Here is a 21,980-nt window from a genome sequence, read left to right as displayed (position 1 = left end):
AAATTAATTAAGCAGAGCTTTGCAATTGCGAAAACAGGAAGGCAATATCAGTTACAACCTTCCTGAAGCGAAATATTATTTGGAAAAAATTTAATTATTATTTGGATTTAAACACAGTTCATCCTGAGCTTGTCGAAGGACTCTACTATAAGCGTTTCGACAAGCTCAACGTGACAACATAAATAAACCTTTTTGAATTTATTAACCTTTATTTCATAGTAAATGATGCTGATGTTACATCTCTCGAATTTGTGCCCACAAATACCTGGAAATCTCCAGGTTCGGCAACAAATTTTAAATCAGAGTTGTAGAATTTAAGATCATTCTCTGATATATTAAATGTAATTGTTTTGCTCTCGCCAGCTTTTAAACTCACTTTTTGAAAACCTTTTAACTCTTTAACCGGGCGGGTAATACTTCCAACCAGATCGCGGATGTATAGTTGAACTACTTCCTTTCCATCGTATTTGCCAGTGTTACTTAGGGTAACCGATGCGGTGATTGATTTGCCTTTAGTTAACGTATTTGAGCTTAACTTCACATCGCTGTAATTAAATGTGGTATAACTCAATCCATAACCGAATGGATATAATGGATCATTGCTTACATCTAAATAATTAGAACGGAATTTTTCGAACCATTTACCTTCTGCCAATGGGCGACCAGTATTTTTGTGAGCATAGTAAAGCGGCACCTGACCAACATTTTGAGGGAAAGTTGCACTTAATTTACCTGATGGATTCACTTTTCCAAAAAGTACATCGGCTATTGAATTTCCTGCCTCGCTGCCTGGAAACCAAACATTCAAAATAGCGGGGATATTCTCTTCTTCCCATTTTAAAGCCAAAGGGCGACCAGTAAATAACACCAACACCACTGGTTTGCCAGTTTTAGCCAAAGCTTTCAAGAGGTTTTTTTGTGTTTCTGGAATTTGAATATCTGTTACGCTACTGGCTTCTCCGGTAAATTCAGACCCTTCGCCCATAGTTGCTACAATCACATCCGATTTTTCGGCTACCTTTAAAGCCTCTTTAATCATTTCTTCTTCCGTTCTTGGATCGCGTTTATAGGTAGGATTGTGAACATTTACATAGCGGTGTTCTGCGATAGAATCGGCCAAAAAGTTTGAACCACGGGCGGTTAAAATTTTTGCATTATTTCCTAAAGCATTTTTTAAACCTTGTAAAACAGTAACCGATTGATCGAACAAAGCAGCAACGCTCCAAGTGCCATACATGTTAGCGGTATTATCTGCCAACGGGCCAATTAATCCAATGGTGCCAGATTTTTTTAAGGGAAGAACATTGTTTTTGTTTTTAAGCAATACAAAACTCTCTGCCGAAATTTCACGTGCAACCTGACGGTTTTCTGCATTGAAAACTTCTTTCTCTGCTCTTACCGGGTCGCAAAATTTATATGGATCGGTAAACAAACCCAATTTATATTTAGCTTGGAGAATTAAACGACAAGCCCTATTGATCTCATTAATACTCACTTTTTTCTCTGCCAACGATTTTTTCAATGTACCCAAGAAACCTTCTCCAACCATATCCATATCAATACCAGCATTCATTGCTAAAGCAGAAACGGTTTGCAAATCGCCCATGCCGTGTGCAATCATTTCAGGAATGCCCGTATAATCAGTTACTACGAAGCCTTTAAAACCCCATTGGTTGCGCAAAACTTCGGTCATTAACCATTTACTTCCTGTTGCCGGTATTCCATCAACTTCGTTAAATGATGCCATGATACTTGCCGCACCTGCATCTACCGCCGCTTTGTAGGGTGGCAAATACTCATTGTACATCCGCACCTTGCTCATGTCGGTTGTATTGTAATCTCTACCGGCTTCTGCAGCACCATATAAAGCGTAGTGTTTTACGCAGGCTAAAATTTCGTTATTGGCTTGCAATTTACCTTGATATCCTCTTACCATGGCAGCCGCGATTTGAGATCCCAAGTAAGGATCTTCACCACTTCCTTCAGAAATCCTTCCCCAGCGTGGATCACGGGAAATATCAACCATTGGAGAAAATGTCCAGTTGATGCCACTAGCGCTTGCTTCAATTGCGGCAACCCGTGCAGATTTTTGAACAGCAGCCATGTCCCAGGTGGCACTCATGCCCAAGGGAATAGGGAAAACCGTATTGTAGCCATGAATTACATCCATGCCAAAAAGCAATGGAATTTTAAGTCTGCTCTCTTCAACGGCTACCTTTTGTACCGATTTAATTTTATCAACTCCTTTAATGTTGAATAAACCGCCAACCTGACCCTCCTTGATTTTTTTACCAATATCGCTGCTATTGGCTTGTCCGGTGGTAATATCGCCAGAGCTAGGCAAATTGAGCTGACCGATTTTTTCATCGACAGTCATTTTAGCCATTAGATTAGTGATGAAGGTATTCATCTTCGCCTCTTCTGCTGAAACTGGTTTTTTGGTTTGCGCTGAAATATTCAACGCTAAGGATGTTAAAAAAATAACTAGGATTTTCGCTCTTCTCATTATATGTGTGTTTTATTCGTTTAAATTAATCTACCTTTTTTACTTCAGTTTTTGTTGAAACACCATTTTCATTAATCGCTTCGATGGAAAAATAATAAGCTTTTTGGCTATCCATAGCTTTGAACCAATACTCATTAAAATCATGGATCATAATACAATTGTATAATTTATCGGGTGCTGTACCATAATACAAATTGTAGGCAAAAGCATTGTCAACAGGTTGCCATTTGATGTAAGCACTGCGTTTATCTTTTTCGGTTCTCAGCACAATTAAATTTTTAACTGCTGAAGGTTTTTCTCCATTACCATTACCGAAAACCCGTAAACCACTAATGGCGAACTTTCCAGTTGGCATGTGGATATTTACCATTTTGATGAACCTTGTTTTAACCGGTTTTTCGAGTTCAATATAATCGTGTGGAACATCGGTTTTGTTCTTACTTTTATCAACAAGCATTGTCCATTTTTTACCATCAGTAGAAGATAGAATTTTATATTGATGATAAATGCCAAGCTGTTTGCCGATAAATTCAGCATCCTGATCTGCATAATTAATCTGAATGGCATTTACAGTAGCTAAAATTCCTAAATCGGTTTGGATCCATTCGCCATTATTTGCCGATTTTGCGCTCCAATAGGTTTTGATACTTTCATCAACTGCATTGTTAGCATGGAAACTGCCTAAAGTAGAGGAAACCGTTACAGGTTTTTTGTAATTGATTAACATCCAGCCCGGTCCTGCAGGTCCATTTTCTTTTCTTTCTGATGGAAGGTAAAGCGGGTAATCGCCAAAGGCTGTGTTGGTCCACATCACATCATCCTTATCGAAACCTGTTGGCCAGATGCCCATTCGGCGCTCCCATGTATTTTTAACGCAGATGATGCTGGTAGAAATGTGCCAATAGTTCTGGCTATTATCCTGAAAAGTTGCTCCATGCCCTGCTCCACGAGAAAATCCACCACCTTTATAACTTAATGGATCGGACTGTGGAGTAAATTGCGAATCGTAAAATAGCGGTTTTGTGCCTACAACAACACCATCAGAATAGCCACTAAATTCAGTTCCAGGTGCGCCGTATTGAAAATAATATTTTCCATTATGCTTGGTCATCCAGGCACCTTCTGCAAAGGGATCAAGAAAAGTATTGTCCATATATTCTCCGAAACGTTGCCATCCGTAACGCCAGCTCTCTAATAAATACATAGGCATACGAGTGCCTTTTGGCTTAAAAGTTTTGCGGTCGAGTTCTACACCATACATTGGATAATTGTTGCTACTGCCATTGTACATGTAAAATTTGCCATCATCATCGGTAAAGAATGCGGGATCCCAGCCGCCAATCTCCAAAGAATCGACTAGTGGAAACCATTTATTTCCCAATGGATCGGTACTGCCCCAAAGGGTGAAGTTTTTAGTATAAGTACTGCCAAAAACCACAACGGTATCGCCAATAATGCCTACACCGGGCGCACAAAGTTCATCTTTGGTTTTGTTCCATGGGCGAAGAAATTTGCGTTCAATAAATTTCCAGTTTAGCATATCAGAACTGTGCCAGTAACCCCATTGATTGGTGCTAAAAAGCAAAAATTCACCTTTATAGTTTACAATAACCGGATCAGCTGTTGCACGATGTTTACCCCACTCGGTAAAAGATTCGAACGGAGTGTAACCATAATCAACATTAATAGGGTTACAATAGGTTTTTTGTTTTTGAGCAAATACCGCTAAAAATGATGTGAGGAAGAGAAGTATAAGTATGGTTTTTCTCATGTTAAATTCTTTTACTCATTATTGCGAGACACGCAGCAATTTTATAGCATATTGAGATTGCTTCGTGCCTCGAAATGACTATTATTTTATCTCAGGGCTTTCAAATCCTAATTTTGTTAATCCTTTTTGTACATCGGCATTACTCATAAATAATTTCCATAGTAAACCAGATCTATAATTTTCGATCATTACCACCATTGGTCCTTGATCGATTCCTAAATATCTTTTTGGATACCAATTATCCGTTTCCGAGAAAGCATCATAAAAACCATATTTACCCCAAACCTTATCACCTAAATCTTCGTATAAATGTCGGATAACTTTCATCGATTCTTTTGGTGTATACGGAATGGAAGAAATGGCTGCGGTAGGAGAGATTACGCCAAAATCTTCTTGCGGATTATGTGCTGCATAACCTTTTACAGAATAACTTGCTGTTAAGCCCCAGCTGTTTTCTCCGTAACCTTTAAATTTTTTCGGGTTGGCCACACAATAATCGTGAATGGCCAAAGTATGGTTTACATTGTTTTCCCAATAATTTGCGTACTGATCTTTCAATCCAGTGGGATTTAATCCTAAATAAGAATAATGTGCCCAAAATAATGGTCCAACTGAATTCTTCTGCCCTTGATAATCCATAGTAAAAGGATGACCATATACTTTAAAATTTGCCTTGATACCACCGTTGCGACCCCAACCCTCATGATAAACTTCGGCTGGAATGGTATGAGTAGGAGAGGAAGCTGCCAGAACATACATGATTAAGCATTCGTTATAGCCTTTAACCGGAAAATTCATTTCCCATTTATATTCTGGCGACCAGTGCCAATACAATACATTTTGTCCGCCGTTGCGGTACCAGCTAAAATCAATACCTTTCCAAAGTTCATCGGCTTTTTTTGCCAATGCTTTTTCTTCTGCTGACCCGTTTTTGTAATAAGCATCAATACAGATTAATGCTTGTGCAACAAATGAAGTTTCAACCAAATCGCCACCATTATCTTTTTTGCCAAATGGTTTTACTTTGCCCGTTTCGCCATAAATCCAATGCGACCAGGCACCATGAAAGCGATCTGCTTTAGCCAGGAAATCCATAATTTTATTTAAGCGCTCCAAGCCTTCTTTTTTTGTGACATAACCTCTATCTATTCCACTTAGGATGGCCATTAAACCAAACCCTGTAGATCCGGTAGCCACGGTGCTTTTATCATTATCAGGATAAATTTCATCGGCATGATAACGCTCCCTGCCTGCTCCCGAAGTGGGTTCAGCTCCATCCCAGAAATATTGAAAAGTTTGCTTCTGTACAAGATCCAATAATTGCTCATCGGATAAACCTTTTTTTATGGTTAAATCAGGATTATAAACTGTACTCGTTTTTTGTGCACAAGACGAAAAGGAAATTGCGATAACAGAGCAAAAAAATAGGTTGCGGAATGTAATTTTCATTAGGTATACTTCAGGTTAAAGACTGGGACTGCTGAAACCTAAATTTTTCATGCCCGCTTTTACTTCAGGAGCACTCATGAATAGGTTCCAGATTAATTTTGTTCTATAATTTTCAATCATTACAATGATTGGGCCTTGATCAATAGCTAAGGTAGAAGTGGCAAACCATTGATCTCTCAATGAGAAAGCATCGTAAAAACCATATTCACCCCAGGTTTTGTTACCTAGTTTATAATAAAAGAATTTCAAAGCCTGCATCGATTCTGTTGGTGTATATGCCATTGATGATAATGCTGCCGTAGGTGCAATAGTTCCTACATCGTTGGTTGGAGAACTGGCAGTATATCCACCCTGGATATCGCTAGCCGTTAAGCCCCAACAATTTTCGCCATAACCATAATTTTGCAGTGGATTGGCCTTGCAATAATTATAATTAATTAAAGTATGCGCTTTTGTTTGGGTTTCGTAATTGGCAAAAGCATCGGTTAATCCAATTGGATTGATGCCCATAAATGAATAGTGTGCAAAAAACAAAGGTCCTCCATTTGCTGGGCCAAGTGGAAGTTGAACGCCATAAAAAGTATTGCCGTTTTTCATACTACCATTTTGTGCCCAACCAATATCGTAAACTGATTTTGGAATAGAATAAGTAGGAGAGGCTGCAGCCATTACATAGGTAATCAAGCATTCGTTCCAGCCTTTAATGGGTAGGTTCATATCCCAATTGTAATTCGGACTCCAGTGCCAATATAGTGTTGAGCTATTATCTTTACGGTACCAGCTCCATTCTACGCCATTGTAAATTGTATTGATATCATTTCTTAAAGCCGTTTCATTGGCATCAGTACCATTAAAATATTGACGAGCGGTAATTAAACCAGCCATCAAGAATGAAGTTTCTACTAAATCGCCACCATTATCTTTGGTGCTAAAAGGAATTACTTTGCCAGTGTTTCCATCCAGCCAATGAGGGTATGCCCCGTGAAATCGCTCGGCAGTTTTTAAAAAAGCCACAATTTTCTGCATTCTGGCTAAGCCATCGGCCCTGCTAATAAAGTTGCGACTTATACCTGTAACCAAAGCCATGATTCCAAAACCAGAACCACCGGATGTAACGGTATTGCCAGAGGTATTTCTTTCTCTAGCCAAACCACTTGTAGGGTGGCCAAAATCCCAAAAATATTTGAATGTTTGTTTTTGAACCAAGGTTAGAAGTTCATCATCGGTAATGCGAGGGAATTTGTCGGTATCGTCTACTGCTGTTATTAAGTTAACAGCAATACCGGTTTGCAATTTGTTGCCAGTTTTGGAAAGTAATCCCGTATTTACGGTTAAAATATACTTTGTAATAGGTTGCAATGCCGATGGCGTAATAACAACTGTATTATCGTTATTCTCTAAAGTTGGTGTGTATGCGGTTGCATTTCCAGCAGCATCTGTTAGGGTGATGTTTCCACTAACAGAAGTGAGGTTGATTGGTGATGAAAAAGTGATTTTTAGAATGGGAATATTATTTAAACCATAATAAGTAAAACCACTAAAGGTGCCATTTACCCTTAAATCAGAAAAGGTATATGTTGATGGTGGGGTTACTGGATCGATAGTTGGATCTGTCGTTGTTCCACCTTTTTTACAGGCAAAAAAGAGAAATGAAAGCGTAAAGAGATATAGGTAGATTTTTTTCATTTTTAACTAGTTAAAAAAGGGTTGCCATTAGGCAACCCTTTATATTTTTGCCTCGAAAGTTGATAGAGATTATTTACCTCTTCCTTCAAGTTTTTGTAATGAACTAATTTCAGTATCTGTTAGCGCTTTATTGTAAATTCTAACTTCGTCTAATTGACCTACTAAATAACTAGCCCAATCTTGTTTTCCAGTTCCAGTAGTTAAACTGGGTGTTGTTTGAAAATGAACTGTTCCGAAAACCATTTTACTGGCATTTTGAAAAACTAAAGGTCCGTTATTAGCAATAACCTGAGTTGCAATTTTAGCGCCGTTAACATATACTTTGTAGGTTGAAGTAGCTTGATCATAACTTAAAGCAATTTGATTCCATTTATCCCACGGACTGGTCATCGCATAATTGCCTAACCAATTATCTGTGCCTGCATTATTTAAATGAAATTTTAAATTACCAGAAGCAGATGTTCCGCCATTTTCGAAAAACACAGTCATATTACCCCAAAATGAAGTAGAATTTGATACATCAACTAAACCAACAATTCCTTTATCATTTAGTGGCATTTTTTCCCATAGAGTAAGCGTGAAACTTTTTAGGTTTTGTACTGCTGTTGGTGTATTTGATACCACATAACCATTTAGGGCACCTTGTAAACCTTGTCCTTTAACAGCAGGAGCAAAGGAAGTTCCGGTATTTACACCAACCGTATTAGATATACTATCGATTAAACTTCCATCGAAAGCCCAATAGGCAACTAAACTACCTGGTGCAATTTGTTTAGCACTGGTATAGCCACCAATGTTAAGAGCAGGTGCATAGCTTGAAGGATCAAACTCTTTTTGGCAAGATGATAACCCCAAGGTTACAACAGCCATTAATAAAAAATATTTTGTTCTCATTTTTTGTTAAAATTTAGCGGTTAATAACCTGGGTTTTGTGTTAATGTTCCAGCACTTAAATCAATTTCGGTTGATGGGATTGGCCAAACTTCGTTTTTACCAGCTTTCCAACCTTTAGGACCAAATACGGCAGTACCACGACCTTGACGGATTACATCGAAATAACGATCTGATTCCATTGCAAATTCAACTTGTCTTTCTTTCCAAATTGCTTGGCGAACAACTTCTTTATCCGTTGAAATAATATCAGGTAATACGCCAGCAATACCTCCACGGGCACGAGCACGTACTTTATTTAATGATGTTTTAGCTAAAGTGATATTATTTAACTCATTCGCTGCTTCCGCATTCATCAATAAAACATCTGCAAAGCGAAGAACTCTTACGTTTTGTTGAGCACCTTCATTTACACCCGTAATAATTAAACTGAAAGGAACATAAGATTTTTGATTATACATTGGATTATCTCCGGTTGCTGCGATAATATCACCTTGTGGTGTAGTTTCACCTCTGAAAATGATAGTAGCATCTCTTCTCACATCGCCAGGCTCATATGCTGCGGCTAATGTTGCAGTTGGTACATTGAAACCCCATCCACCAACAGAACCTCTTACACCCTGAACTTGGCTATATTGAGATGTAGCCGATCCTGGAATACTTTGATTAATTTCACATTGTATTTCAAAAACAGATTCAATATTATTTTCATTGTTCAAACGGAAACCCTGCTCATAATTTGGAAAAAGATCATAACCTAATCCCATTACCGTATTGGTTAATGAAAGTACCTGATCCCATTTACCTAAATACATGGCAACTTTTGCATGTAATGCTAAAGCTGCACCTCTTGTTGCTCTACCTCTATCTACAGCTGGATAAGTTTGAGGCAATATAGCGGCTGCATCATCCAAATCCTTTTCAATTGCTGCCCAAACTTGTGCTTTTGCCGTACGAGGAATGTTAAATTCAGTAGCATCTTTCGGTACGTTTAAACGCAAGGGAACATCGCCAAAAGCACGTACTAATCTAAAATAAGAATAGGCTCGAACAAATTTCGCCTCACCTAGGTAACGGGCCTTTAAACTAGCATCCATATTAATGGCAGGAATGTTATCCAAAACTTGATTACATAAATTGATGTTTTGGTATTGTCCAGTCCAGAAACCACTGAATTGTCCCTCAGTAGAACCTGCTGTGTAATTATCAAAGTTGTTTAAATAACTCGCATCATTTACTGAACTGCCTTTTTCTGCGTCATCCCCTGGAATGCTTTCAACAGCTAAAGCTGGGAAAGCTGTATTTTCCCATGTTCTTAAGTTTCCATAAATGGAATTCACGGCTTTGGTAGCATCATCTTGCGATTTCCAGAATGTAACTGCTGGCTGCTGCGCTTGTGGATCTACATTTAAAAAATCTTTTTTACAAGAAGGGGTTATCAAAATGGTTGAGCATAAAGCAATTAGCCCAAGCTTTTGTATGTAGTTGTTTTTATTAATAATTTTCATGTCTTTATCGGTATTAGAAAGTAACTTGAAGACCTAATCTGTAAGTGGCAGACAATGGATAAACATTTGCATCAATACCAGCATTTGTAGGCGTTCCCCCGATTTCTGGAGTAAATCCTTTGTAGCCAAATAGGTTGATTGCATTTTGAGCATCAACGAAAACCCTAATTTTTCTTAAAGTTAACTTTGTCATTAAACTGGTAGGCAATGTATAACCCAATTGAACATTTCTTAAACGGATGTACGATCCATCTTCAACATAAAATGAGTTTGGAGCAGCATTGGCTGTAGAACCAACATTTGCTGAAGGATAAGTAGTTGATGTTCCCTCACCACGCCATCTGTTATCATAGAAATCTTTACTGAAGTTTTCATTACCAAAACGGTAAGCTACGTTTGCATTGTATACATCTACACCAGCAACACCTTGAACATCTAACGATAAATCAAATTCCTTGTAACCAAATGTTGCACTCAAACCATAGCTATATTTAGGGTTAGGGTTACCTAATACTATACGGTCTTTACCATCAATAACGCCATCACCATTAACATCAGCATATTTAAAATCGCCAGGTTTGGCAGAAGTTCTTTGTGCAGAGGCTGCAACTTCAGCTGCGTTTTGGAATATACCAGCAACCTGATACCCAAAGAAAGCACCAATCGGCTGGCCTTGAATTGTTCTGGTAGCTAAAGCGCCATTTGCAATACCTGCTCCACCTGCATAAATAGGATTTAAGCCTGTAATAACAGATAATACTTTATTGTTGTTGATACCAATATTTCCACTAACAGAATAACTAAAACCATTTTTAGCGACATCCGCATAGGTTGCCAAAAATTCGAAACCTCGGTTTTGGAAATCTGCCTGGTTACCAATTAATTTACCGCTTGACGTTCCAATTGATTGTAATACATTAATATCAAAAATAGCCTGCTCGGTTTTTTTATTGTAGAAACCTGTTTCAATGCTTAAACGATTGTTTAGGAATTTAGCTTCTAATCCAATATCAGTACCTACTGTGCGTTCCCAATTCAGGAAAGATGGAACTATAGAGTTCACATTTGCACCAGTGTAACCAACACCATTAAAGAAAGCTACTAATTTTCCGCTTTGATCGATAGTTAGTGTTGTTGGGTTTACAGGAACACCTGCATTACCAACTTTACCCCATGATCCTTTTAGTTTTAAATAGTTTACTACTTTTTGATCTTTCATGAAATTTTCGCCAGTTACGATCCAGCCAGCACCAACTGCAGGAAAGTTACCCCATAAATCGCCACCTCCATAAAATTGTGATGCGCCATCTCTACGGATAGTAGCATTTAATAAATAGCGGTCTTTAAACGAGTAGTTTACTCTTCCAAAATATGATGCTGAAGTAAGTAAGCTTCCGCCATCTTCAACGCGGCGTGTTGATGCTGTTCCTAAAGCAAGGTACAAATCACCATCGCTGCTGTAAGGAACATCAAAAGCTGTAGCCCTAACAAAATAATTTTTTCTTCTTTGAGCAGTTTGTCCGAGTAATACAGTCAAATTATGATCTCCAAAAGTGTTCTTATATGTTAAGGTATTTTCAAGAATCCAATTTCTATTTTCATCTCTATTAATGTTTAAAGTACTTTGTGTTGTTCTTTGACCTTGAGTAGCCTGGTACACTGGTGAATATGCTCTCACTTCATTCTGTCCAAAATCTCCACCAGCACTTGTTCTAAAAGTGAAGTGTTTTGCAACAGTTAATTCAGCATATACATTACCTGTTATACGATAGTTTTTCGATTTTTGATTAAAATAATCTAAAGTTACCTGCGGGTTGAAATTATTACCACCACCTAAGCCGAAATCATTCGCATCACCATAACTACCGTCAGCATAATATACAGGAACTACTGGTCCGGCAGCGTACAACTGACGGAAAATTCCATCGTTGATATCGTTGGTATTAATTGCAGTACCAGATACGGTATAGCCAATTTTTAAAGGTTTAAGTACCTGAAAATCATTAGAGAATTTAGCGGTATAACGTTTAAAATTCTGTGTTTTAACAATTCCATCCTCATTGGTGTATCCTAATGAGAAATTGTAAGTGGTTTTTTCTGTACCGCCATTTACTGAAACCTGATGATTAGTTTGTAGAGCATTTCTAAATCCTTGGTTGTACCAATTGGTGCCTTCACCATAACTTGAAGGGTTTGCGAACAAAGGAGTTGCTGTTGCATCATTAGATTTTATCAATTCGTTGATGATGGTTGCATATTCAGTTGCATTCGCCATCTCGATTTGATTGGTAACTTTTTTGTAACCAACAGAACCGTTATAACTAATAACCGGATCACCTGTTTTACCTTTTTTCGTTGTAATTAATACTACACCATTTGCAGCTCTTATACCATAAATGGATTGAGATGATGCATCTTTTAAAATACTTAAGTTCTCAATATCTCCTGGATTTAAGAAACTTACATCGTCGAACCAAACACCATCAACTACGTATAAAACTCCTGTGTTACCATAAACAGTTCCAGTACCACGGATTGTGATTCTCGGTGATGAGCCTGGAGCGCCGCTATTGGTAATAGACACACCGGCAACCTTACCTTGTAAGGCGCTGATTGGGTTAACCGACGCTTGCTTAGAAATTTCTTCTCCTTTTACCGATGCTACAGAACCTGTAACATCAATTTTTCTTTGTGTACCATATCCAACCACAACCACTTGATCTAATTGTTGACTAGAAGATTGTAATACCACATTAATATTCGTACGATTACCAACAGCAATTTCTTGTGTAACATAACCAATATAGGTAAATACTAAAGTTGCGTTTGCTGGCGCATTGATACTGTATGCTCCCGTTGCATCTGTTTGTGCTCCAATTTGTGTTCCCTTAACCATAACGCTTACACTTGGAATGGTCGACTTATCGCCACCATCTGTCACCCTACCTATTACAGTAATGTTTTGCGCAAATGCTACGTTAATTGCGAGTAAACAAAATACGGCCAGAACAGAAATTCTTGTAAAAATTCTTTTCATGCTTATTTATAATTTAGTTTAATTGTTACGATAAAAGTGGGGTTGTTTTTTTTCTTGTGCAAGTATGTTTACCTCAACATTAATACATCAATTGCGAAAGTGGGGTATCTCAAATTAAGTTACTGTGTTGGATTTTGTTCTATAAACACACAATTTACCATTGTAACTGAATAATTACCACAGCACTAGTGTATAATGTACACAAAGGCATTTGTAGGGGTTAAATTTTCCTCATGTGTGGTAATGATGTAGTGATTTATCGGCAAACGCTGATAAATTTTTACTGTTACAGCCATTATGCAAACGTTCCCGTCGCACTGTGAAATTTCGATATTACAATTCCATTAAAAATTCAGTAAGGTTTTTATCGTGTGGTACTTCGAGTTTTTTGCGTAAGCGATAACGGCGAATTTCTACACCCCTTAAGCTAATATTTAAAAGCGACGACATCTCTTTACTGCTCATATTCATTCTTAAATAAGCACAAAGTTTTAAGTCGTTGGGTACCAAATCCGGATGCTGAGCTTTAAGTTTTTTGAAGAAACTTTCATGGGCTTCATTAAAGCTGTTTTCAAATAAATGCCAGTCCCGCTCATCATTCATTCCATCATTAATTACCTTTTGGATTTTACGGGTTTGATCTTCAGAAAGTTTTTTGCCGTTTTCATCTTTAAGCTTAGTAATTTCATCACTTAACTTTTGAAGCAACTCATTTTTATAAACCAGTGTCATAGCAGAATTAGCAAGTTCTCTGTTTTTTGATGCCAGTTCTGCCTGAAGTTTTTCTGTCTGTAATTTTATAATTTGTTTTTCGTTTACATCGGCTTCCTGTTTCAGGATTTCATCTTGCTCTGCCTGGAGCCTATCACTAATTTTCTGGCTATCGCGTTTCAGCTTAGTTTCGTAAACCTTCTTGCCGATGATTAATACAGCCACCAATAGGATAGAATAAAAAATGATGGCAACGTTGCTCAGATACCAGGGCCTAAGTATGGTGAATTCAAAAGTAGTAATCTCGCTTACCGAAGCATCATCTGTTTTTGCTCGCACCTTAAATGTATAGGTACCGCTGCTCAAATTTGTAAAATCTTTTTGCGTGGCTGCACTCCAATCCGACCAATCTTTAGAGTATCCTTCTAAATAATATTGAAATTTTAGTTTTGCCTGTCGGTAGTAGGGTAATGCAAAAGAGATCCGAATATTATTTCTGCTGTTAGGGATTTCAGTTTCTTCATTGTGGTTAATCGTTTCGCTAATGGTAAAATATTTATCAGTAATATCCTCTATTCTCCGAATTAAAACCGCTGGTAATTTACGTTTGGCCGAGGGTGTACTAAGTAAATTGTTATAAATCACGAAGCCATCATCAACACTGATTAAATAAATGGAATTACTAATCTGGCTGATGTTTTCATAATATTGAACCATTCTGCCATCTAAAAGACTAAATTGGTTGGAGTCGATTTCAATTTTTCCAGGCTCGGAAAAGTTTACCAAAGATGTTTTGCCATGATCGATAAACCAATATTTTTTGTTGCCTGCACTAATAATTTTATTAGATGTAGCAAAAGAGCCAAGGCTTTTATTCAAAACTTCGTAAAGTGTAAATTTATTGCTTAATTCATCATATGTGTAAAACCCTTTATCTGATGAAAACACAATTTTATTCTCCAGGTTGAATATATTGATGTTGTAATTTCCTGGTAAACCATTTCGCTCATCAAAATATTTTGTGCTGGTAACCTTACTATAGTTGTCATTTAAAGTAAGTTTATACAAACCTTTATAGGCATGTGCCACCCAAATATCACCTTTGTTATCTTGTTCTATAAATCGTGAAGGTTCGTTAAAGCCTAAAATTTTACCATCGAATTTTAAGCCCGCTGTTGTATTTTGAAAAAGCGAAAGGCCAGTGTACGTACCCTGAACGAAGTAATTGGGATTTGTATTTAGTTTTTTAATGGTCCAGCCGCCGCTAACAGATGAAATCCAACTGATTTGATCACCCGAAACCTTGAAAGTGCCATTGTTGTGCCCACAGATTAATTCATTATTTACAATGGCTAGTTCCCAAACTTGTCCTTGAGAATTTGGAATCAATCGGAAATTAAATGGGGTTAATTCATTATTTTTCGACCAGTTGCTATAAAACAAACCTTGGTTAGTTCCTAAATAAATTTTATCCTTAAAAATAATGCTCGAGTAAACCGTACCAAATTGACCAGTTTTATCAAAATAGAAATAAAGTGGAGAATTTAATTCGATGCGGTCAATTCCATTATCTAAACCCGTCCATAAATTTTGCTCATTATCAGCATAAATACTTAATACCGTATTGTTTTGTAAACCGCTTGATTTATTGATACGCTGCACCACCTGACCATTTTCATCAATAATAATCAGTCCATTTAAAATGGTGCCGTAAGCATAATATTCATTTAAAAGCTTTACACCATTATTCAGTTGGTAGGTTTTTAGGAAATCGTTTGCTGTGGTAACTAGTGGAGTGAAATCTTTTCCATTGAAAGTGAATAAGCCGTTTTTGCTGGTGCCAATAATTAAACCTCCATTTTTATAAGGCAAAATGGATAAAATACCTTGTTTACCTAACTTTTCGCTGTTAGGCAAAAACTTCAATTGATTTCCGACTAACTCAAATAAACCTTTGTCGAGCACTTCGATAAAGTATTTGTTGTTTACCTGATGAAGAAATAGAAAGGAGGATGGCGCTTTAATGATCGCTATTTTTCCGCCTTTATAAATGAATATCCGGGAGAAGGATTGAAAGATTACCCGGTCTTTGTCTACATAAATTTTCCATATTTCATCACTTAATTTATTGCCTTTTGGAAGAAGGGATGTAAGCGATTTATAGGTTAATTTATTGCTTACATAAGACCAATAGCCAAATTCACCGAAACCACCCGTATATATTTTTCCGTTATTATCCGTAGTAACTGAACGTACGATTTGCCGATTCGGCATTTGATATTTTTGCCAGTATTTTCCATCGAAAGTTAACAGGCCTTCGGCATTACCGAAATACATTACACCATTCTTATCTTTAGTAATGCTCCAATTCTGATTGCCTGAAGCATAAACAGATTTTGGATAATTTTCTATATAAGGTACGCCAATACTTTTGATATCGGCAGCATAGGTAATTTGACTACACAGGTAAATGAATAAGAATAGGTGAAAAAATCTATGCATAAATAGGGGATAAGGAAAGAATAGGAAGCAATGAACGAAGATCAAATTTCAAAGCTTTAACTCAATGAAATAAGGCTTCATACATCTGATTCCCGACTTAAAACAATCGTCCTCAACTATCTCGTTACTGTAAATATAAGTACAGCCAAGTTAACAACTACCAAAAGGGGCTGTAAAATATTATTTAAGCTTTGCAGTTTATCGCTCGTGGCTGAACTTTTAGTGGGTTGAAGCACAATAATATCATGGTTTTGCAATACCAATTTTTTGCTGGCCAAACTGTTTATATCGTTCAGGTTAACATAAATAAGCTCTGGATGCGCCCTATCGCCGCGAATAATTTTTAATGTCTTTGGATCTGCGGTTTTGGTAATGCCGCCCGCCTCGCCAATAATATCGATCAGCGTGGTGTTATCTCTTTCCAATAAAAAATTTCCCTGTTTACTAAATTCGCCCAACAAAGTAACCTTTAAGTTGACTACGGAAAGTTCAATGATGGGATCCTTCAATAGTTTATTTTTATATAAATCCTGAATTTTAATTGCGGCTTCTCTTCTGGTTAAACCTAACACTTCTACTTTGCCAATAGCAGGGAGATTAACCATCCCATCTAAATCTACGGGGTAGGAGAGTACGCTATTTATGCTGCCTGAAGCGCTGCTTTGCTGTGTACTGCTGGTTGTTGCTGTTCCTGTATTATTTCCAGTGGCACCAAATTCAAAATTTTGAACATTTCGAATGGCCAATTGATCGTTCACTTTAATTTTATAATAAGCATCGCTAATACCTTGATCGTTTACCACATAGACTTGTTTAATGGTATCGGTAACGATATCGCTTGGCGCATTAAACAGAGTACGCTCTTTACGAACCCCACACGAACTTAAAAAAGCAAGGATTGAAATTAAGGCAACAAAATGGAAGTATTTCTTTTTATTAATCACTAGCATACACAGCGGGAACAAAGTTGGTTTTTATTAAAAATCAAAAATACTTTTAATATATGAAATAGAAAATTAATAAAAAAAGGAGAGGCAGATTTGAATTAAACGTTTAAATTTTGAGTAGGCTAGATTGTAAATTTGATATATGTCAATTGTTAATGTAACATAAGCAAATAACTTATTCTTGTAAGGCGCATCTTTGTGCATTCCCCTATTGTTGAAGCACATCCCCTAAAAGTAATGAAAGTTATTATTATGGGAAGGTTTGTGTTTCTTTTTTTTGTTAGTATACCTTTATTATTTTATTCGAAAGTTTATGCAGCAGATGGATGCATAGCTAATGTGCCATTGCAATCTAATGGTAGATTATACGTTACACTTAATTCTGTTAATGATTGGGATGCATATGGAACAGGATATAATAATCCAAATAGTATTTATTGCATAAAATCTAGAAGTGGATCATGTACGGTAAGTGGGTTATTTACTTATACGGGAACTCCTGTTACATATACACTTCCTGTTGGTTGCCCCATTGATGATTACAATTGGTTTCTAATTTTACCTCTTGGTGGTTTAGGCTTTTACTATATGCGCAAGCGAACTCAACTTCAATTTCAAGAAGATTTGGTGGCATAATTTTCCTAGCTTATTTTATTCTCAAAGTTTATAGTTATAACTACTCATATTTAGTGTCAAAAAAATCTTTTTATGTATGACTATTTAGATTTCTTCGTGTTTTAAAGAATGCGTGATTACTTTTGTTTTGGAATTCGTCCCGTTCCGCGTATTCAAATGAAATTTGTCTTTTTTTGGTTAATTTTATCTATATTATTAAGTTTTTCGTCAGTTGTTTTATCTCAGCCAAAATTGGGAAGTGGTTGTTTAGTTACTAATGGAAGTTATTATACAAGTTCTGCCCCGAACAGTTACTATAGAATTTATAATTATATGGGAGGTCAAAGTCCAACTAATTATGGAGATTGGGCATCAAGTTCTCCGGGTACAACAAATTGGACAACAAGTGGTAATGCTAACTTAAGAGCGAATGGAGATAGTAGAGCCTATAAATGTACATTTCTTACTCCTACTGGGGGAAGTTGTACTGTCACTACTAATCTTAGTCCTAATGTGACAAATACAGGTACTGCTGTAACAATTACTGGAAGTTCAGCTCCTTCTTCGGTTGCCTGTCCGATAGATGATTATACTTGGTTAATTTTGTCAAGTTTAGGAGTAATTTGTTTTTTTCGAATTAGATGTGTTCAATAGTGAAGTATTCTTTCCCCTTAAACCAATTGTAACAATGTGATTTTCTATAATTTACCATTAAAATTACGCTCTTCAAATTCAATATGTTCTTTTTGCCAATTTGGATGAAATATTGTAAGTATTTATACGTTTTATACAAGGTTCCTTTGCTAGCATAGGCATGTTGAATACTAACTCAAAGACAAGAGAATTTCATACTAAATAAGATACTCATATTTCAATTTCATGATTGTTATCATTGTTAGTCAACAGATTAAACTGGCAATTGCTATATTCATTAGATGACTTAAGCCTATGAAATATGTTGTAAAAAACTGATACGTCATAACCGTCTAATGCAATAAGGTAAAGGCTCTGTATAAATAATTGTTTTATTCTGCTATTTCTGTACGAAAGCCTTGATTAACAAGCCTATTGTTGGTAACTTCTGCCATTATTTATTATTCTTACCTTATTTTGCACTTTACTTATGAGCTAGTTTTGCATTAACGCCTAAGGAGATGGAAAATTTAATACGATGTACCAATAGTAAACGTTTATTGGTTTTCTTCTTTTAATTAAAGGCAAAATCAGAATACGGTTTAACATTATAAATTCAGCAGTATATCTTGCCAATCAATATCAATTAGATACTTATCAAAACAATTATACCGTTACTGATCTCCACTAATCTATATAATCTGTTATTTTGAAAATACAACTTGCGTCAAAGAATATCCCAGCATTACAACCTTTATGGATTATCATTGTAGAGCTAATGATGTGAAGTTACTTGTATAAATACCTGCTCCATTACATTTTCGGCATTGTTCACTTGATTATTACAATTCCAATTCATTTACGGATAAACGTTTCAGTATAATACCATCTTTAAAAGATTATAATATTGCTGGTAATTTGATCAAATTTATTAATCGTTTACTTCCAAATTTTTATTGTTCATTTTGTTCATGACAATTGTCAAACGTTTGAGATAGTTTTTCCTACAAATTATTTAATGTGTTAAGCTGTTGTAAGGTAGCATTTTATAAAAAAAGTGCCTTCTTCAATCAAATAGGATAGGCTAATGTATAATCTACACTAAGATTAAGTCGTGTTTTATTATTATGTATTCCTAAAAAGACTAAGTTATGAATAAATTCATGTTTTTACTATAGAATTAAATTTTCATATTTGCGGCGATTTGTAGGATTTAAACTACTTTAATTTTAACATTATTTAATGTATCGCATTTCTTTATTTATACTAATTTTACTAGTGAGTTTTAATGACGCGAATAGCCAAGAACGTGGAAATGGTTGTCGAATAGGCAATACTGTATTTACACAATATTTAGGAATGGGAACTCCCTATGTTGCTCGACCAGATCAACCATACTATAATAGTAATGGAAGGAAATTAGAAATAAATAATAATAATAGTAATAGATATATTTGCGGAGCAATTAATGATTATCCTCAAGGAAGCTATTACGATAATACAATTCCACCTTATGGGGCAAATGTTACTATACCTGCCCAACACGAATTAGTTTCAGAAAGTTCCACAGAATGTGTAACTTCTACCATGGTAAATGGTTCCTTAGTTGGTTCGGGGGGTAGAATTGTTACTTATGAATTGAATCCGCCATCATCTTGTTCAGGGCAAGCACCTAATAATGCTCCATTAGATGATTATATGCTCTGCCTTATTTTGATTGCAAGTGGATTCGGGGTTTTGACTATTCGTAAGCAAAAATTTGCATTTAAATCAAGTTTAATTTCTAATATGAAAGTATTATACTAATACTGAATAAAACGAACGTAGGATCATGGATAGTCTTGATGTAATTTTGCATTACATTGTCTTGTTCAATGAGAAAAACTCTTGCACTTTTTATTTTTGTCTTATTCATTCATCAACAACATGCCACTGCAGCGCAGGGCTGTCTGGTTGGAGAGTTAGTTTATGTTACAAAATCAAGTACAGTAATAGATGACTTGTTGCAACTGCTTGGCTTACCTCCAGGCTATTCAGGGCCTACAGAACCAAGAATAGGTAGCTGTGTTAATTTAAATATGAAAGTTTGGACGACTACAAGTTCTGGTTGTAGAGCATGTCCAAGTGGATTCAAAGTTGAATTGATTAATTTGAAATTAGTTGCTGTTTGCGACACTACTCCAACAAATGGTAGTGTAGCTAATTCTAGCATTATCCAGTGCTCTCTCGATGATTACTCCTGGGCTTTAGGCGCCTTCTGCTGCAGCTTTAGGTATGTTCGTGATTAGAAAAAGAAATAAATTTCTTTAAAGAAACTCGAATTTCCTAAATATTTTCTATCTTCCTGAAATGATTAATACCGCTGCTTATGAAGAAGTTAGGTTTAATCATCCCTATTTTAATGCTCTCATTTTACACATTTGCAGATACCCATCGTTACGGTTGCTGGATACCTGAAACTAACTATATTTTTTACGAGCCTGATTTAGCCCATGGTGGATCACCAAATTTTCTTACAGATTGGAAAGTTCCAAATGGCGATGATGATGGTTATTATGAAAAAGATGCCAGATGTGGCAATAGTATTGCACTTTCCTGTACAGTATATTGGGCAATTAGTAGCGTTCACCCATCGGGTAATGATATTAGGGGCTATGGTTTTCTGGCAGACTATAGCATTGAGTACTGCCCCATCGATGATTATATCCCGCTATTAATTATCTTTACCGCAGGTGTCGCTTTTATTCAGATCAGAAAGAAGCAGGCTTTAGTTTAAAGATGAAGATTTCTATCATTACCGTAGTTTATAATGCAGAATTGTATATTAAAGATTGTATTGAATCCATTATTGTGCAATCGTATAACCCTATTGAGTACATTATTGTAGATGGCGGTTCTACAGATCAAACTTTGAATATCATTGAGCAATACAAAAAATACATTAAGCATTTAGTTTCCGAAAAAGACAATGGACTTTATGATGCCATTAATAAGGGCATAAATCTGGCTTCGGGTGAAGTGATTGGAATACTAAATGCAGATGATATGTTGGTGGGAAATAATGTTATTGCAGAAGTTGCTAAAGCCTTCATTATTCAATCAGAAACGCAAGCAGTTTACGGAGATTTAAATTACATCAAACCCGATAAAAGTAAAATTGTAAGGCATTGGCCTTCTAAACAGGCTGGTTATAGGGAAATCGAAAAGGGGTGGATGCCTGCTCATCCGACATTATACATTAAAAGAGAGTTGTTTAATGCTCATGGAAATTATGCACTCGATATGGGAACGGCTGCAGATTATGATTTGATCTTAAGGTTTTTTCATACCTATAAATTAAAAGCAACCTATCTTCAGCTGCTTATGGTAAATATGCGTACAGGTGGTGCAAGCAATAAAAACATTGCAAGTTTATTGAACGCCCTAAGAAACGATTATAAAGCCTTAAAACGGAATAAAATTCCAAATCCTATATGGGTTTTATTAAAGAAAAAACTAAGTAAATTAAGTCAGTTTTAAAAAGTTGCCATTCTTAGTTTAATTCGGAATTCTACTGCACTTGTAATTGTATTAAGATTCCCGCCTTCTCCAGAATGACGATAATGCGATTCACAGGAAATAAGATTATCAGCTAACAATGGCTTGATCTGATAAAGTGATGGCCGTGGGGCAGTTGACGAGAACAATGATCTAACACCTTCCCATCAGGCCTGATAGAATTTCG

At 36.3% G+C, this 21,980-nt stretch carries 15 protein-coding genes; 6 read left to right on the top strand and 9 right to left on the bottom strand.

The features are described 5' to 3' along the window. Positions 1–208: 208 nt before the first annotated feature. The 9 genes from bglX to LUA91_RS12105 all read right to left on the bottom strand — a co-directional run bounded on the left by bglX (position 209) and on the right by LUA91_RS12105 (position 17,011). Entirely contained in the window at positions 209–2,506 is a 2,298-nt protein-coding gene (gene bglX / locus LUA91_RS12145; RefSeq protein ID WP_231426319.1) for a beta-glucosidase BglX, read from the bottom strand. 25 nt (positions 2,507–2,531) lie between these two features. Continuing rightward, positions 2,532–4,277: a discoidin domain-containing protein gene (locus LUA91_RS12140; protein ID WP_231426318.1), complete on the bottom strand. Its 1,746-nt coding sequence runs from the start codon at positions 4,275–4,277 to the stop codon at positions 2,532–2,534. Positions 4,278–4,358: 81 nt separating this feature from the next. Next, a complete protein-coding gene (locus LUA91_RS12135; protein WP_231426317.1) occupies positions 4,359–5,726 on the bottom strand; it encodes a glucoamylase family protein in 1,368 nt (455 codons plus the stop codon). A 15-nt stretch (positions 5,727–5,741) separates the two neighbouring features. Further along, entirely contained in the window at positions 5,742–7,412 is a 1,671-nt protein-coding gene (locus tag LUA91_RS12130; protein ID WP_231426316.1) for a glucoamylase family protein, read from the bottom strand. Positions 7,413–7,481: 69 nt separating this feature from the next. Further along, positions 7,482–8,306, bottom strand: coding sequence for a LamG domain-containing protein (locus tag LUA91_RS12125; RefSeq protein WP_231426315.1), 825 nt, complete (start codon positions 8,304–8,306; stop codon positions 7,482–7,484). A 20-nt stretch (positions 8,307–8,326) separates the two neighbouring features. After that, on the bottom strand, positions 8,327–9,811 hold the full coding sequence (locus LUA91_RS12120; RefSeq protein WP_231426314.1) for a RagB/SusD family nutrient uptake outer membrane protein: 1,485 nt from the start codon (positions 9,809–9,811) through the stop codon (positions 8,327–8,329). Positions 9,812–9,824: 13 nt separating this feature from the next. After that, positions 9,825–12,848 (bottom strand): TonB-dependent receptor, encoded by a 3,024-nt coding sequence (locus tag LUA91_RS12115; RefSeq protein ID WP_231426313.1) that lies wholly within the window; start codon positions 12,846–12,848, stop codon positions 9,825–9,827. 333 nt (positions 12,849–13,181) lie between these two features. Continuing rightward, on the bottom strand, positions 13,182–16,061 hold the full coding sequence (locus LUA91_RS12110; RefSeq protein WP_231426312.1) for a triple tyrosine motif-containing protein: 2,880 nt from the start codon (positions 16,059–16,061) through the stop codon (positions 13,182–13,184). A gap of 116 nt (positions 16,062–16,177) precedes the next feature. Beyond that, entirely contained in the window at positions 16,178–17,011 is an 834-nt protein-coding gene (locus tag LUA91_RS12105; protein ID WP_231426311.1) for a polysaccharide biosynthesis/export family protein, read from the bottom strand. A 234-nt stretch (positions 17,012–17,245) separates the two neighbouring features. Between LUA91_RS12105 and LUA91_RS12100 the strand changes: the two genes are divergently transcribed. The 6 genes from LUA91_RS12100 to LUA91_RS12075 all read left to right on the top strand — a co-directional run bounded on the left by LUA91_RS12100 (position 17,246) and on the right by LUA91_RS12075 (position 21,775). Next, the gene (locus LUA91_RS12100) at positions 17,246–17,644 is read left to right on the top strand and encodes a hypothetical protein (protein ID WP_231426310.1); all 399 of its coding nucleotides are present in this window, start codon (positions 17,246–17,248) and stop codon (positions 17,642–17,644) included. A gap of 108 nt (positions 17,645–17,752) precedes the next feature. Further along, positions 17,753–18,277, top strand: a complete 525-nt coding sequence (locus tag LUA91_RS12095) for a hypothetical protein (RefSeq protein WP_231426309.1) — start codon at positions 17,753–17,755, stop codon at positions 18,275–18,277. 1,221 nt (positions 18,278–19,498) lie between these two features. Then, a complete protein-coding gene (locus tag LUA91_RS12090; RefSeq protein WP_231426308.1) occupies positions 19,499–20,062 on the top strand; it encodes a hypothetical protein in 564 nt (187 codons plus the stop codon). Between the two features lie 68 nt (positions 20,063–20,130). Beyond that, positions 20,131–20,544: a hypothetical protein gene (locus LUA91_RS12085; RefSeq protein ID WP_231426307.1), complete on the top strand. Its 414-nt coding sequence runs from the start codon at positions 20,131–20,133 to the stop codon at positions 20,542–20,544. An 80-nt stretch (positions 20,545–20,624) separates the two neighbouring features. Beyond that, on the top strand, positions 20,625–21,032 hold the full coding sequence (locus LUA91_RS12080) for a hypothetical protein (protein ID WP_231426306.1): 408 nt from the start codon (positions 20,625–20,627) through the stop codon (positions 21,030–21,032). A 2-nt stretch (positions 21,033–21,034) separates the two neighbouring features. Next, positions 21,035–21,775 carry a glycosyltransferase family 2 protein gene (locus tag LUA91_RS12075; protein ID WP_231426305.1) on the top strand — a complete coding sequence of 247 codons (741 nt, stop codon included), beginning with the start codon at positions 21,035–21,037 and terminating at the stop codon, positions 21,773–21,775. Positions 21,776–21,980: the final 205 nt, after the last annotated feature.

Source organism: Pedobacter sp. Leaf250 (assembly GCF_920984735.1).
Classification (GTDB): domain Bacteria; phylum Bacteroidota; class Bacteroidia; order Sphingobacteriales; family Sphingobacteriaceae; genus Pedobacter.
Note: the sequence above shows the minus strand (reverse complement) of the source record. Positions and strands in the feature narration are given on the sequence as shown.